Annotated in this window: 10 protein-coding genes; all 10 read right to left on the minus strand. The window is 37.3% G+C overall.

Annotated elements, in window-relative coordinates; translation table 11 throughout:
• Nucleotides 1–173 precede the first annotated feature (173 nt).
• Entirely contained in the window at nt 174–2357 is a 2184-nt protein-coding gene (locus HXN26_RS06740; RefSeq protein ID WP_273159808.1) for a DUF2357 domain-containing protein, read from the minus strand.
• A 12-nt stretch (nt 2358–2369) separates the two neighbouring features.
• Nucleotides 2370–4199 carry an McrB family protein gene (locus HXN26_RS06745; RefSeq protein WP_273159810.1) on the minus strand — a complete coding sequence of 610 codons (1830 nt, stop codon included), beginning with the start codon at nt 4197–4199 and terminating at the stop codon, nt 2370–2372.
• The gene (locus HXN26_RS06750; protein WP_273159812.1) at nt 4196–5227 is read right to left on the minus strand and encodes a DNA cytosine methyltransferase; all 1032 of its coding nucleotides are present in this window, start codon (nt 5225–5227) and stop codon (nt 4196–4198) included. Before HXN26_RS06750 ends, HXN26_RS06745 begins: the two co-directional genes overlap by 4 nt.
• 842 nt (nt 5228–6069) lie before the next feature.
• Nucleotides 6070–7791 (minus strand): acyl-CoA dehydrogenase family protein, encoded by a 1722-nt coding sequence (locus tag HXN26_RS06755; RefSeq protein ID WP_025000764.1) that lies wholly within the window; start codon nt 7789–7791, stop codon nt 6070–6072.
• 19 nt (nt 7792–7810) lie between these two features.
• Nucleotides 7811–8833 (minus strand): electron transfer flavoprotein subunit alpha/FixB family protein, encoded by a 1023-nt coding sequence (locus tag HXN26_RS06760; RefSeq protein ID WP_025000763.1) that lies wholly within the window; start codon nt 8831–8833, stop codon nt 7811–7813.
• Nucleotides 8834–8841: 8 nt separating this feature from the next.
• Nucleotides 8842–9711 (minus strand): electron transfer flavoprotein subunit beta/FixA family protein, encoded by an 870-nt coding sequence (locus tag HXN26_RS06765; protein WP_025000762.1) that lies wholly within the window; start codon nt 9709–9711, stop codon nt 8842–8844.
• A 251-nt stretch (nt 9712–9962) separates the two neighbouring features.
• Entirely contained in the window at nt 9963–10694 is a 732-nt protein-coding gene (locus HXN26_RS06770) for an inorganic diphosphatase (protein WP_273159816.1), read from the minus strand.
• Nucleotides 10695–10755: 61 nt separating this feature from the next.
• Nucleotides 10756–12102 carry a glucose-6-phosphate isomerase gene (locus tag HXN26_RS06775; RefSeq protein ID WP_273159818.1) on the minus strand — a complete coding sequence of 449 codons (1347 nt, stop codon included), beginning with the start codon at nt 12100–12102 and terminating at the stop codon, nt 10756–10758.
• A 7-nt stretch (nt 12103–12109) separates the two neighbouring features.
• On the minus strand, nt 12110–13105 hold the full coding sequence (locus HXN26_RS06780; protein WP_273159820.1) for an NAD(P)H-dependent glycerol-3-phosphate dehydrogenase: 996 nt from the start codon (nt 13103–13105) through the stop codon (nt 12110–12112).
• A gap of 40 nt (nt 13106–13145) precedes the next feature.
• Nucleotides 13146–14876 carry a lysine--tRNA ligase gene (gene lysS / locus HXN26_RS06785; protein WP_273159822.1) on the minus strand — a complete coding sequence of 577 codons (1731 nt, stop codon included), beginning with the start codon at nt 14874–14876 and terminating at the stop codon, nt 13146–13148.
• Nucleotides 14877–15379 lie beyond the last annotated feature (503 nt).

Consider the following 15379-nt stretch of genomic DNA (forward strand, 5'->3'; position numbering starts at 1 on the left):
ACTTGCAGATATAAGCAAATTATTTACAGGATAATATACTATGAATCAGGAGAATATTAGGTTTTTAAGGGAGGACTAAATAGAGTAAAACATATTAAAAGGAAGAAATTTGAATATCTCAAAAAAAAAGATCTATCGTTCAAAAATCTTCAAAGCGTATTTTTGAACATCTATCACTTTACAAATCCATCAAGCTCATCAAAACTAGTATCAATAAAAGTGTAGTTAATTAGTTTGCTTGTATCAATTAGTTGGGGAGTTGCATATTGTTTGCGGACATGACGAAGTTCAAAAGCTAAACGGAGTGTTTCGCTATCTGCATCTTTTTCATCTATTTGTTTGACTTCTTTATTTGTAATTGTCCTCACCTTAACAATTTCGTACACATCCTGTATTCCTTTACCCTTAATATATGGCATAAAGAAATGGAGATCTTGTAATGCAATGGTTGTCGGAAATTGTTTACCCGTATAATATAAGGTGGCCGTACTATCTAAGAACTTGGGATATTGTTTATTCTCTTCTTTCACTAATCCAATAAGCACACGATTACCAATTTCAACATATGCACCTTTTTGAGGAATAACCTGTGCTATTGTTTCATATGATTTTCTCTTAATAAGATCTTCAATAAATTGTTCCAATAGCACTCTATTTCTCGTATCTTTCGGACGAAGTGGGAATGCACCTATATTTACGTCTTTAATAGTTTTGTAGAATTTAGACATGGCAACATCGTTTCGTTCTCCATCACCAGGGAAGAGAATATAACCTCCTATAACTTCTTTTTTCAAAGCTTTCGAATCATAATCTTTATAGTAGATGGCATCACGATAGCGATGCATCTGATTAATTGCGTCATCAGGCGGAGTATCTACCCCCTTTTCTTTTCCGTTTAAACGATATTTAGCATCAAAAAGATAAGTCATTTTCATGCCTTGTTGTAAATCGTTTTTAGTAAGTTGCAAAACAATATCTGGTTTTTGTGGAACTGTAGGAACAATCAAATCTTTCATTCCTACATTGTCATTCTCTTTGTCAGAGTTTTTGGGGTTATAAACAAGTTCTGCCAATTCTACACCATCTTTTCTAAATAAGATACGTGAATGTTCACCTTTTCCAAGTTCCCATGTAAAAGCTCCACTCATTTCCATGCGGTTATGATGTTCCACATCCTTATCTTCTAAGTGCAATTGTTGTTTTACAATATGGCTTACTTCGATAAAGCACCAAATTTCATACAATGTTGCAATATCTTTAGTTTGCAAACGATATAATCCATCATTAAGCGAATATGCTCTTCTCAATATGTTCCATGTGCGATAAACCTGGCAATAGCCTGTAGCTTTTTGTAAAACCAAACTTTCCTGATTAATTCCTTTAAAGCTACCTATGCTACGGAAAAAGGAGTGTCGTTTCAAATGTTTCAATGCTTCCGAAATCTTTTGCATATCAATTCTCATGTTATCGGAAGCATTTTTTATGGATTCTATTCGTTGCCTAAGTTCTTCATAATGTTTGCTTATTTCATTCAGAGCATATTTAAGAAAACGGTTTTCTTGTGTGTCGTTCGATTGTATTTGTTGTTCCACACAATATAGATAGGCAGTTTCTTTGCGATGTTCTGCCAGTTTGTTTTCTATGTTATGAGGAATTTGTTTTAGTTTATCGGCTCGTAAATACACCTCCTCACCATGCAATCTACGTCTTGGACGTTCTATAATATTTCTGCATGCCTTAATAAATGTATTTTGTTCTTTTTCAAATATGCTCCACCAAACTATATCAGGACGTTCACCTTTTTGGTCGGGAGAAAATCCATGAAACGTACGGCGCATATAGTCTAACGATAACATACGATATTCTCGTTCAATATCTTCTACTATAGCGCGCCAATGTTCGTGATAATCAAGTTTAGTGCTGAGTACTTCAAAGCTAAAACTAAAAGTCTTGGTTTCTTTCTCAATCTTGTAAACAATCTGAATTTCGCTTCGTCCTATTTCGTTGCCATAATTTAGAAAGCCTGCTAAAATATGTCTGCGAAACGAAAAGCGATCGTTATCGTTTTGAAGTATAGATCCAAATTGTGCAGTTTTTACATTGTCGTTGAATTCGATCCAAATAGGGTAGTCTACATTTTCAAAGAATGTTGCAGGGGCATCTATTCCTTGTTCTATATTAAATATCTCTTCTGAATTTTGGCATCTCGTAACTGAAACTACACCTTCAGACCAAGAGTAAGTGGAAAATAGTTTATCTTCGCCCACATTATTCTTTGCTTTATTCCATATGCTGTCAAATTTTGTACATTCAACAATCAATGTGAAATCTTTGTGTTTAATGGTAAGTAGTTCCATACTTTAAGTTGTTTAACTCCAAAAACTAGTATGACCCGAAACGAGTTTCGCTTTCATTTCCTTTAATTTTTTCAACGAAATAGAACCGATATCTTCTTTTTCTTCGCCAGCAATTTCCTCTAATTTTTCTTTTATCGTATTGCTTAATTTGTCAAGGAAAGCATCGCTCACTTTTATATCATCACCTTCTATTCGCGATAACACCTTCATACTTGTAATTTCGTCCAAAGCACGAGCTATAATATATTTCTCTGTTAGGTCGTTATCCTCTTCGTCTTTATTATAAGGTAAGTTGTTTACCACATATAGCAAGAATTCGTTTCGAGTGCGATAAGCCACTTTGAAAGGAGTGTTTTCTAATACATTATTTACTTCTTCAAGATAATTTAGAACAATGTCGCAAACTTCTTTGTTATCAGCATATAAATCTATACCTTCTACAGCTTCACCTATAAGTTCTGCTTTCCCCAATTTTCCAATTAGTTCGTAGCGTTCTGTTAAGCCACCATGCAAATTTACTTCGTTCATTTCTATCGTCATGGCACGATCAAGTACTTTTCGAGAGAAAGAGAAAGTAGTTTCGTCCATATTTACCGTACCTACAACTATCAAATTTTGTGGAATACAGATACCATCTTTTAAGAAACGATCTCGTACATCATCGTTATTAGTCAATTCGCTTGTTAGTACACGATACCAGTCTTCCAAAGATTTTTCTAAAATAGGGTCTGTTGTTATGGTGCCATCTTCACAACATTTTCGCGATTCTATTACACTCAAATATTCTGCAAAATATTGTTCTACTGGTGCTAGGTTCATTTCGTCTAAACACAAGAAGTAAGGAGTATCAATATTTTCCCATGCTTTAGCAATAAACTTTAAAAAGTCTCCAGCCACAAATTCAGCTTTTCCGCTAACACGACTAACATAGCCAAGTAAGTCGCTTGAATCGTGCCAATTAGGTTTAACTTGTACCATTTGGAAGTTCTTAGGCTTTTGTGCTTTGTATTCTTCCGAATCTTTTTCCCAACAAGCTCTTGCTAATTCTCTAACTATTCTGCTCTTTCCTGTACCTGAAATTCCTGCAAGCAAAAGGAATGGCTTTGATTTGATAGCAGTAATATAGGGGCGGTAAGTTAAATACTTTTTAAAGGTCGTATTTTCTACTTTAACATTGGATATTACTCTATTTCCATAGAGATTCTTAAAGTCAGATTGTAAAATAATAACATAATCTGTTATTTCTAGTCCAGCATATAAAGTTTGGATAAAAGGTCCTCTACTTATTTCACCTGGAGATGCTACAGTACTTACTTTCTTTGCATCAATATTTTCTTTAGAAACATCTACTCCGAAATCTTTTAGTCCTTTTTTTAGCATACTCTCGGAATATAATGAATCTACAAATTCAATATCTTTTATACGAGAATTAAAAATACCAGATATAAAGTTTAATGGTATGTTGAATTCTTTAGAAAATTCTTGAAGAAGAAATTCTTTCGTTACATTATCTTCAAATGATTTTCTTCTATATGCCCAAACTATTACGTCATAGATGCTTGGAGTAAATTTCCCCTGTTCTTTAAAATATTTATCCCACTTATTAGAGAAAACAACATGCAAGGAACGGTTAGTGTTATACTTTTTTTTATCTATACTTAAGTTAAAAATATTTTCAAGGAAGTTTGAAACTTCATCGAGATCGACCTCATACGGGACTGAAGTACGTATATAGCTCTTACAACCTTTTAAAATAGCTAAATATCCCCATGATTTATTAGTCATGCTATTTTGAAAACCTTTATAGGCTTCGAGCACAGAATTTAGACTTATATATTTCATTTTCCTATAGTTGATTCATAAGTTTTTATCATGTTTTCCATTATCTTTATAATTATTGGCACACTAACAGAGTTTCCCAATTGTTTATATGCTTGAGCGTCTGATACTGGGAATACAAAATTATCTGGAAATCCTTGAAGTCTTTTTGCTTCAAGAACAGACAACTTTCTGCGGATATCCCATAGTTTTGGAGTTCTATTTGCAATGATAGTAGAGGCATATGTATCTAGGCAAGAATAGAATGCCTCTTGAATTTGCGTTTTTGCAGGATCTCCTACATGAAATCTTAAAGAACCATCTGCTTTTTGAAATGAATAAACACCATATTTCCCTTTTTTTGTAGTAGGTTTATATTTAGAATTATCATGTTGGATTCTATCGCCATTTTTAGCTTTTGTAAAATGATAATCTATTCGTTCAAGTTCAAATTTAGAAATAGCTAATGATGGATTATTATCATTTAGTTCTATAATATCACGTAAAATAGGGTGTCGGTCTATTGGTTTAGGCCATTCAAATTTAACATCTGTTCTAAATGCTACACAATACCATCTTTCTCTCTTTTGAGGTAGTCCATAATTTAGTGAAGATAGAATGGTCCAATGCGGGTAATAGCCTAATTGACGTAGAGTGTCTAAGATTGTATTAAGTGTTTTTCCTTTATCGTGAGACCTTAATCCTTTAACATTTTCTAGAAAAACCATAGGAGGTTTGTGGTATTCTAAAATTCGACAAATATCAAAAAAAAGTGTACCCCTAACTTCATCATCAAAACCTAGTTTTTCTCCCGCATAACTAAATGGTTGACAAGGAAAACCTGCTGTTAATATATCAAAAGTAGGGATATCTATCTCATTAATAGTCTTAATGTCTCCTTTTGGAACTTCATGAAAATTAGCTTCGTAGGTTTGTTGTGCAAATTTATCATTATCTGATGAGAATATACATTTTACTCCGTTACTCTCCATAGCTAATCGAAAGCCACCAATACCACAGAATAAATCTATTCCTTTATATTCTTTTTTCATTCTGCTTCTATTTAAAAATACCAAATCGTAACACTTTCGTTAATTCAATATCTTGTAATTTGATAGTATGTATAAATTACCCTAAATCTGGCTAAAAGAAATGGTATACCATTTTGAAAAGATGACTTGGTCTTTTTATTAACCTTTTGTTTGTTCTTTACCTTTCTGTAAGAAATACTTTCAACCTATTTATTTTTTAGATGTCATAGTAGACGTTTTCTTTCTAATAAAATCGTACACTTAATGAAATAACCAAATTTGTTTGAATTACAAAGCATAGTTTGTTCTGTGCAAAGATAATGAAAAAAACTGATTTAAAGAATATGCCAATAAAAGATATTAATTACTTTTTTATTTTATAATAATAAACCCTTGAATTTATAATAATAATCTCATCGTTTTTTTATTATAAATTTTTATTTTTTAATTATAAATTTTCTGCGTCATTCTTACAGCTTGTTTTTATGTTGGAATCAATCAATGGAATAGGGCAGAGGAATGCGTTTTTGTGGTGCTTTTTAGCTCGCTTTTTGTTAGTGGCGGTATAGTTGAATGGGTTGAAACGATGGAAACGAAAAAAGCAACTAAGCGGGGATGCTTAGTTGCTTTAATTTTATTTTTATTCAAGGTATGTTCTAAAACTTTAATGTCGTGAATGACTTTATTAGAACTTGGTTTGCTCTTTGGGATTGTTTTTACTTCTTGTTGGCATCTTTTTCTCATTTCTCTGGTTGTATAGTTTTGCTATATTCCTTTAAGATTGAAGAAGAACCTGTTCGACTGGAAGGTAAAAACTGCAAAGATAGATTTTTAGAACCCGCCTTTTAGGAAACTATCTGTTTTTATTCCATAGTTTCTACAGCTTTGAAGTGTTCGAGTTCCTTGCTGTCGAATGCTTTGATATAAGCAACGCTACCAGCAACTTCTTCTTCTGTCATGCGAACAAATACATGTGCAGACTTTTTGAATAACTCTGGAGCCTTACTTGCATCTTCAATGAGGAGCAACGATTCTATAATACCAGCAGTCATGTTGTACAATCGGCGTGCAAGGAAATCTATCGTGTCTTGACATTCGCTTGCTTTTACCTTTTCCAATGCTTCTTCGTATTGTGCAATAAGGTTTGCTACACGAGTTTTTAAGTCCTTCATGCAGTCGCATACCTCGTTTTCCAACATTTCTTTCATTATGCTGAGGTATGTTCCGTTGGTAATATAGCGTATCGCTGCTACAACTTGCAATTGTGTTGTACCTTCGTAAATAGAGAAGATACGTGCATCGCGGTAAAGACGCTGACACTTATATTCCATAATGAAACCAGAACCACCGTGGATAGAAATAGAATCGTAAGCGTTTTGGTTAGCATATTCGGAGTTAATACCCTTTGCCAATGGTGTAAATGCATCAGCAAGACGAGTATATTGTTTCATTTCTTGGCGTTCCTCAGCAGTTAGTTTTTGGTCGCGTGCAATATCTTCCAACGCTTTGTAAATATCCACATAGCGTGCAGTTTGATAAAGAAGCGAACGACCAGCATCTAACTTTGCCTTCATACGAGAAAGCATATCGTAGACAGCAGGGAAAGTAATAATTTTCTTTCCAAACTGCGCACGTTCCTTTGCGTAATTCAAACCTTCTTTATAGGCTTCGCTTGAAAGACCTACACTCTGCGCTGCAATTCCAAGGCGAGCGCCATTCATGAGTGCCATTACATATTTGATAAGTCCCATGCGTGTATTGCCACAAAGTTCTGCTTTCGCATTTTTATAAACCAATTCGCAGGTAGGCGAGCCATGAATACCGAGCTTATGTTCAATATGGCGCACGTCTACACCACCATCGCGTTTGTCGTAGATAAACATAGAAAGTCCGCGACCATCGTGTGTACCTTCTTCAGAACGAGCAAGAACCAAGTGAATATCAGAGTCGCCATTGGTAATAAAACGCTTAACACCATTCAGACGCCAACAATTTTCTTTCTCATCGAAAGTAGCTTTTAGCATTACACGTTGCAAATCGGAACCAGCATCAGGCTCAGTTAAGTCCATCGACATCGTTTCGCCGTTGCAAATACGAGGAATATACTTTGCACGTTGTTCGTCGTTTCCAAATTCGTAAAGTGTGTCGATGCACGACTGTAACGACCAAATGTTTTGGAAACCACCATCGGCAGACGAAATCATTTCTGAAAGCATAGAGAATACCACGTTAGGTAGGTTTAAACCACCATATTGACGAGGCATACTAACACCCCAAAGACCAGCTTTGCGAGTAGCATCTAAATTCTCGTAAGTTTTGCTTGCATAATGCATACGATTATCGATGAGGTGTGGACCTTCCAAATCTACCGATTCAGAGTTAGGTTCGATAATATTTGCAGCTACATCGCCCGCAATATCGAGAATGCGCTTATAGTTTTCTATTGCATCCTCATAATTTACAGGAGCCTCTTCGAATTTATCTTTGTCAGCGTAATTGCGTTCTTTCAGCTCAACAATTCGCTTCATGAGAGGGTGTTCCAAGTGGAACGCAATCTCTGGTTGGTCTGTATAATAATTTGCCATTTTTGTTTCTCCTCTTCCGTTACTTACTGTTTTGCTTGTAATACTTAATCATTTTAGGCAGCACTTCTCCCACATCTCCCTTGATAACATAATCGGCAATTTGGTTGATAGGAGCATCAGGGTCGTTATTGATTGAAATAATGATTCCCGAATCCTGCATACCAGCAATGTGCTGAATTTGTCCTGAAATACCACAGGCAATATATACTTTAGGGTGAACTGTAACACCAGTTTGTCCTACTTGTCGGTCGGTTGGAATCCATCCAGCATCTACAGCTGCGCGCGATGCACCTACTTCTGCGTGTAAAACATCGGCAAGTTGGAAAAGTGTTTCAAAGTTTTCTTTTGAACCTACACCATAACCTCCAGCGACAACAATAGGAGCACCTTTTAAGTTATTTTGTGCTGCTTCAACATGGCGTTCAATCACCTTAACAGCATATGCTGCTTCATCAACATACTTACTTACTTCAGGATAAACCACTTCTTGTTTTGCAGTTCCTTCATAAATAGCTTTCTGCATTACACCAGAGCGAACAGTAGCCATTTGTGGACGATGATCAGGATTTACGATAGTAGCTACAATATTGCCACCAAAGGCAGGGCGAATTTGGTACAAGATGTTGTCGTAGTGCTTTCCAGCTTTCTTGTCATCATATTCACCGATTTCAAGTTGTGTACAATCAGCAGTCAGACCAGAAGTTAAAGACGATGAAACACGAGGACCTAAGTCGCGACCAATAACAGTAGCTCCCATGAGCGCAATTTGTGGTTGCTCCTCTTTAAATAAGTTTACGAGTATGTCAGTATGGGGTGCTGATGTGTAAGGGAATAAACCTTTACCATCGAAAACAAATAGTTTATCAACTCCGTAAGGTAAAATTTGGTCTTCTACCTTACCTTTTATATCGGTTCCAGCCACAATGGCGTGGAGTTCTACGCCTAATTGGTTGGCGAGTTTACGTCCTTTTGTGAGCAATTCCTGTGATACTTCCTGTACCGTTGTTTGCTCTATTTCACAATATACAAATACGTTATTCATAGCTTATCCTATCCTATTATCTTCTCGTCCAACAATTCTTTAATTAAGCTATCAATGTCTTCGTCAGACCCAGTGATAGTTTTACTTTCTTTTGCTTGGAAAACAATGTTTTGTACAGTTTTTACCTTTGTTGGTGAACCAGAAAGACCACATTGTTCTTCATCTCCATCAACATCAGCTACCGACCATTGATTTAATGTAAGGTATGGACGCTGTTCGAAAAGTTCTGCCCAAGGTTCTTTCCCTGTACGTTCCATCGGACAGGTTGCATATTTGTACTTCATTACAAGTTTGGCATTGCATGGACGAGCTGGTGCTGCAGTTCCATTCACAGTGATAACTACTGGTAATGGCGCTTCAACAGTTTCAACACCTCCATCAATCATGCGGCGTATTGTGGCTTTGCCATCTTCGACCTTTAGTATTTCTTCGGCATAAGTAACCTGATTGAGTCCTAATTTCTGTGCTACTTGTGGTCCAACTTGTGCTGTATCTCCGTCAATTGCTTGGCGTCCGCCAATAATTAGGTCTACATCGCCAATCTTTTGTATGGCAGTAGCCAAGGCGTAAGAAGTTGCAAGTGTATCAGCACCAGCAAATTTACGGTCGGTTAATAGCCAACCAGTGTCTGCACCACGATATAAACCTTGTCGGATTATTTCACCAGCACGAGGAGGCCCCATTGTAAGTATACCCACTGTAGAACCAGGATATTGTTCTTTTAATCGTAATGCTTGTTCAAGTGCATTCAAGTCTTCAGGATTAAAGATAGCGGGCAATGCGGCACGATTTACCGTTCCTTCTGCTGTCATGGCATCTTTACCCACATTTCGTGTGTCAGGTACCTGCTTTGCAAGTACAACAATTTTCAAACTCATATTATATAATGTGTTGTTTAGATACTTGTTGCTTAATTAAAATTAGTGTAGCAAAAGTACGTTTTTTTTATAAATCACACAAATTTAATGCACAAAAACCTGCAAAACGTGCACAAATAAGATGGTTTGCGCAATGATTAAGGCAATATTTGTATAATTATTTTTATTGCTGCAACCTGCTCAAGCTATAAGGGAAAGCTTAATGTTGTGGAAGGTTTACCGCTATAGAGCAAATTTAGAATCTACCTTATTTATAGGTTGCAACAATTTATGAGTTGTTCCCAGTTATTAGAAAAATCGCGAATAGTGTCGAAAAGTATGTTTGCACCCTCATTGAGAAGTATTGAATCGGGAAGAGGACCAGTGTTTATAGCAATAGTGAAGCACCCTGCAGTTACGCCTGCACGTACTCCTAATGGCGCATTTTCAACGACAACGCCTTCGTGCGGTGCAAAATTACCAGCTTTTTGCAAGCCCATAAGGTAAGGATCAGGATTTGGTTTGCCACGTTTTACGTCGAAAGCAGTGGTAACTTGTGTTTCGTCGATAAAATCTTTGAAGTCTGAAAGCAAGCGATTGATAAGCTGACGTTGTCCGCTTCCTGTTACAATACCTATTTTTAAGCCACTATTCTGTATTTTCAGCATTAACTCTTTCACACCATCAAAGATATTTGTGGTTGGCATTTCGTGAAAATAATGTGCTTTTAGTTGGTACATTTCAGCTGCTTCATCTTCTGTTAATTCCTTTCCTAACTGGTCTTTTGCATACTTTCGTACCGTATCCACACCTCTTGCTCCCTCCGTTGCGTATGCATCTTCAGCAGTAAAAACAATTCCAAATTCGGTCATTGCTCTTTGCCAAGCTTTTGCATGATTGGGCATAGAATCATATAATACACCGTCCATATCAAAAAGAACAACCTTCGGTGCAAAGGGTTGTTCTGCCTGTTTGTTGTATTCTGCGATTGCTTGCTGAAACATTGTTATTTGTAAAACTAAAAAGCCCAACCTATTAAAATAAGGGGTTGGGCTTCTTGTAAGTTTATAATCTTTGTCTGATAGCTTTACTTTCTTCCTCGTAACCAGGTTTATCAAGTAAGGCAAACATATTCTTTTTGTATGCTTCTACACCAGGTTGGTTGAACGGATTAACTTGTTGTACCAATCCGCTGATACCACAAGCTTTCTCAAAGAAGTAAATAAGCTGTCCGATAAAATATTCGTTTAGTTTTGGAATGATAATGCGAATGTTTGGAACACCACCATCTACGTGTGCAAGACGTGTACCTAATTCAGCCATCTTGTTTACTTCGTCCACACGTTTACCTTCGAGGAAGTTCAGTCCGTCAAGGTTTTCATCATCGTGTGGGAATAGCAATTTCTGGTTAGGTTCTTCAACAGAGAGCACTGTTTCAAAGATGGAACGTTCGCCTTCTTGTATCCATTGTCCCATAGAATGGAGGTCGGTAGTGAAGTCGCAGGCTGCTGGGAAGATTCCTTTTTGGTCTTTTCCTTCGCTTTCTCCATAGAGTTGCTTCCACCATTCAGCCATAAAATGGAGCTTTGGTTGGAAGTTTGCCATTATTTCTATCTTCTTTCCAGCTTCAGAATATAGTGCTTGACGAATGGCAGCATAGCGAGCTGCAATATTCTGAGCAAATGGTGCATCTACTCCAGTTGCCTTTTCCATATCTTGTGCACCCTTTACAAGCTGCAAAATATCGAATCCTGCCACTGCAATAGGTAATAAACCAACTGGAGTAAGCACAGAGAAACGACCGCCAACATTATCGGGAATAACAAAAGTCTTATAACCTTCGCGAGTTGCGGCTGTGCGTGCTGCACCCTTTACAGCGTCGGTAATAGCAACGATAACGTTCTTTGCTTCTTCTTTTCCACGCTGCTTTTCGCATTGTTTCTTTAATAAACGGAAAGCAAGAGCAGTTTCTGTGGTTGTTCCAGACTTAGAAATGTTTATTACACCAAAGCGTTTATCTTTCAAGAACTCTGTGAGTTCGTACAAATAATCTTCGCTAATGTTGTTTCCTGCATAAAGAATGGTAGGGTTCTTCTTATCTTTTAAAAGCCATGCAAAGCTGTTGTCTAATGCTTCAATAATAGCGCGAGTACCAAGATAAGAACCTCCGATACCTGCTACCACTACAAAGTCGCACTTTTCGCGCAAAGTGCTGGCAACACTATTTATCTCGTTTATAAACTCCTCTGTAATGCTTGTAGGTAAATGTAACCAACCTAAGAAATCGTTACCAAGGCAAGTTCCTTTCTCCAACGCTTCTTGTGCTGCCGCTACCTGTGGTGCATACGATTCTACTGTGCCCGGATTTAATACCTGGGCTGCTTTTGAAATGTCTAATTTTATACTTTCCATTTGCGTATTACCTGAATGAATCTGTTAATAATTTTATTTCTACTTTGGGGCTAATACCTTCGTACAGAATGTTGTAAACGGCATCGAGGATAGGCATGTTTACGTGTAAGTGTCGGTTAATTTCCTTCATACACTTTGTTCCGAAATAGCCTTCGGCAATCATTTCCATTTCCATTTGTGCCGATTTAACGCTATATCCTTTTCCTATCATCATGCCAAATGTACGATTTCGGCTGAAGTTACTATACCCAGTAACGAGTTGGTCGCCAAGATAAACACTGTCTACCATACTGCGTTGCAAGGGATTTATACTGGTAAGCAAACGCTCCATTTCCTGCATTGCATTTGAAATAATCACTGCTTGGAAGTTGTCGCCGTATTGCAAACCTGAACAAATGCCCGACGCAATGGCATAAACATTCTTCAGAACCGAAGCATATTCAATGCCAAGAACATCACGAGATACCTTTGTTTTAACGTAATTAGATACCAAAACTTCGGTCAAAGCACGTGCTTTGTTGGTATCTGTACAACCTACGGTGAGGTATGTAAGGCGTTCCATAGCCACTTCTTCAGCATGCGATGGTCCACCTATTACTGCTAAGTTTTCATCTGGCACCTTCATTACCTTATTAAAGTATTCCGAACAAACCAAATTTTCGTCGGGCACAATACCTTTTATGGCTGTTACGATGAACTTATCATGCAACTTGTGCTTTACTTTCTTTAAAATACCTTTAAGATATGGTGATGGAGTTACGAAGATAAGCGTATCGTAATCCTGCACCAAACGATTGATGTCTGATGACAAACGAATTTCGTTGGTGTCAAAATGAGCACTTGTTAGATAGGTGGGGTTGTGTCCCAACTTGCGAAATTGCTCAATTGTCTCGTCGCGTCGAAAGTACCAACCTATGTGGTGTGTATGTTCCACCACAATCTTTGCGATAGCTGTAGCCCAACTTCCGCTTCCGATGATTGCTATGTTTCCTACGTCGTACATGTCTTATTATAAGGAAAGGCAATGCCTTTCCTTTTTCTTGTTATTGTGCTTTGTCAATCCATTGTTGAATTTCATCAACCGATGGCTTGTCGTATCCTAACTTGTATTTCTTGTTTATCTCGCCAAGTTTTTGTTGCAAGCCTTGTGCTTTCTCCTCTTTGATATTCTGAATGAGGTTAAAACCACACTTACGAAGTACGTAAACCCAATCTTCTGGTACACCTATCTCTGCCCATTCCTTGATGCTGCTTTGTGGAACTTTTGCCTCTGGCTTCATTTGTGGGAAGAGTAACACCTCTTGGATATACTCTTGTCCAGTCATTAACATAACCAAACGGTCTATACCAATACCTATACCAGATGTTGGAGGCATACCATATTGAAGTGCACGGAGGAAGTCTTGGTCGATAACCATTGCTTCATCGTCACCGTTGTCTGCTAATCTCATTTGCTCTTTGAAGCGTTCTTCCTGATCAATAGGATCGTTTAATTCTGAGTAAGCATTGGCTAATTCCTTACCGTTCACCATTAACTCGAAGCGTTCGGTTAGTCCTGGCTTAGAGCGATGCATCTTTGTGAGTGGAGACATTTCTACAGGATAGTCTATAATGAATGTTGGCTGTATGAATGTTCCTTCACAAAACTCACCAAATATTTCGTCAATTAGCTTACCTTTACCAAAGCTACTGTCGATACCTTCGAGCTTTAACTCATTCACAGCAATGTTGCGGATTTCCTCTTCCGACTTTCCGTAAAGGTCGAAACCGGTCTTTTCCTTGATAGCATCGAGGATAGGAAGACGGCGGAATGGTGCTTTGAAGCTGATAGTGTTATCGCCTACCTTTACTTCAGGCTTACCATTTACAGCTGTACAAATCTTTTCTATCAGCTTTTCAGTAAAGGTCATCATCCAATTGTAGTCCTTGTACTGAACATAAAGTTCCATACATGTAAACTCTGGGTTATGGAAACGATCCATACCTTCGTTACGGAAGTTCTTTCCTATCTCGTATACACCTTCGAAACCACCCACAATCAGTCGCTTCAAATAAAGCTCGGTAGCGATACGCATATACATTTCTGTATTCAGTGCATTAAAGTGTGTGATGAAAGGACGGGCACTTGCACCACCTGCAATAGTCTGTAATGTAGGTGTCTCCACTTCTGTATATCCAGCATCATCAAAGAAACGACGCATTGTTCTCAATACTGTAGCACGCTTTTGGAACGTTTCTTTCACGCCATCGTTCACCACTAAATCTACGTATCTACGACGATAGCGTAGTTCTGGGTCGTCAAATTTGTCGTAAGCCACACCATCTTTATACTTAACAACGGGTAATGGCTTCAAGCTTTTTGATAGTAAGGTGATGTCTTCAGCGTGTACTGAAATTTCGCCCATCTGTGTTTTGAACACATAGCCTTTGATTCCAATAAAGTCACCAATATCCAGCAATTTTTTAAAAACAATGTTATATAGGTCTTTATTCTCTCCTGGGCAAAGTTCATCGCGTGTGATGTAAACCTGTATTCTGCCCTTGCTGTCTTGTATTTCTGCAAACGAAGCCTTGCCCATGACACGTCGTCCCATTAAACGACCAGCAATAACGACTTCGCGTTTCTTGTCTTCTGTAAATTCAGACTTTATATCCGTTGAGTAAGCATTAGTTGGAAACTCTGCTGCTGGATATGGATCAATACCCATATTGCGCAGTTCCTGCAAGCTCTGACGGCGCACAATCTCTTGTTCTGATAATTCTAAAACGTTCATATTCTCTATTAATCGAATTATAATCTTTATGATTTGCAAATTTAATAAATTATTTGCAATTCCTCGTTCTTTTTGTCTTTTTTATGCCTTAATCAGGTGGTTACGTTTGCATCGTAGTACGAGAATAATGTAAAGTAAAGTTAAATAATATGCGTTAAAAGTTAATTTTAAAATCGTGAAACACGCTGAGAAGAGCTGTTTTCTGCACAGATGATAAATTGTTTGCAAATAATGGCACTTTTTGTGTGCAACGCTAACTCTACTGAACATCAATAAGTTCGTTATGTAATGGGTATGAAAGTGCAATCATAGTGCAGTGTTTATCACTTAGATAGAACTATAAAGGTAAAAGAAAGGATAATTTTTGCCTTGTAAAACATATGCTTTTACCTCGTAAAAGAGCCTCTTTTGTGTAGTAAAAGCATAGCTTTTGTTCGACAAAAGTGCCGCTTTTGAAAAATCAAAGCTATTTTTTAATTTTCCCAAACCTTATCTTAATGTTT

Origin of the sequence: Prevotella aurantiaca, from assembly GCF_015262605.1 — a bacterium.
In the GTDB taxonomy this organism is placed as follows: domain Bacteria; phylum Bacteroidota; class Bacteroidia; order Bacteroidales; family Bacteroidaceae; genus Prevotella; species Prevotella aurantiaca.

What these genes read in the sequence shown, in the direction of transcription:
- HXN26_RS06780 (WP_273159820.1), bottom strand. Translation starts at nt 13,105, where the DNA reads ATGTACGACGTAGGAAACATAGCAATCATCGGAAGCGGAAGTTGGGCT.
- HXN26_RS06760 (WP_025000763.1), bottom strand. Translation starts at nt 8,833, where the DNA reads ATGAATAACGTATTTGTATATTGTGAAATAGAGCAAACAACGGTACAG.
- HXN26_RS06775 (WP_273159818.1), bottom strand. Translation starts at nt 12,102, where the DNA reads ATGGAAAGTATAAAATTAGACATTTCAAAAGCAGCCCAGGTATTAAAT.
- HXN26_RS06765 (WP_025000762.1), bottom strand. Translation starts at nt 9,711, where the DNA reads ATGAGTTTGAAAATTGTTGTACTTGCAAAGCAGGTACCTGACACACGA.
- HXN26_RS06770 (WP_273159816.1), bottom strand. Translation starts at nt 10,694, where the DNA reads ATGTTTCAGCAAGCAATCGCAGAATACAACAAACAGGCAGAACAACCC.
- HXN26_RS06745 (WP_273159810.1), bottom strand. Translation starts at nt 4,199, where the DNA reads ATGAAATATATAAGTCTAAATTCTGTGCTCGAAGCCTATAAAGGTTTT.
- HXN26_RS06755 (WP_025000764.1), bottom strand. Translation starts at nt 7,791, where the DNA reads ATGGCAAATTATTATACAGACCAACCAGAGATTGCGTTCCACTTGGAA.
- HXN26_RS06740 (WP_273159808.1), bottom strand. Translation starts at nt 2,357, where the DNA reads ATGGAACTACTTACCATTAAACACAAAGATTTCACATTGATTGTTGAA.
- HXN26_RS06750 (WP_273159812.1), bottom strand. Translation starts at nt 5,227, where the DNA reads ATGAAAAAAGAATATAAAGGAATAGATTTATTCTGTGGTATTGGTGGC.
- lysS (WP_273159822.1), bottom strand. Translation starts at nt 14,876, where the DNA reads ATGAACGTTTTAGAATTATCAGAACAAGAGATTGTGCGCCGTCAGAGC.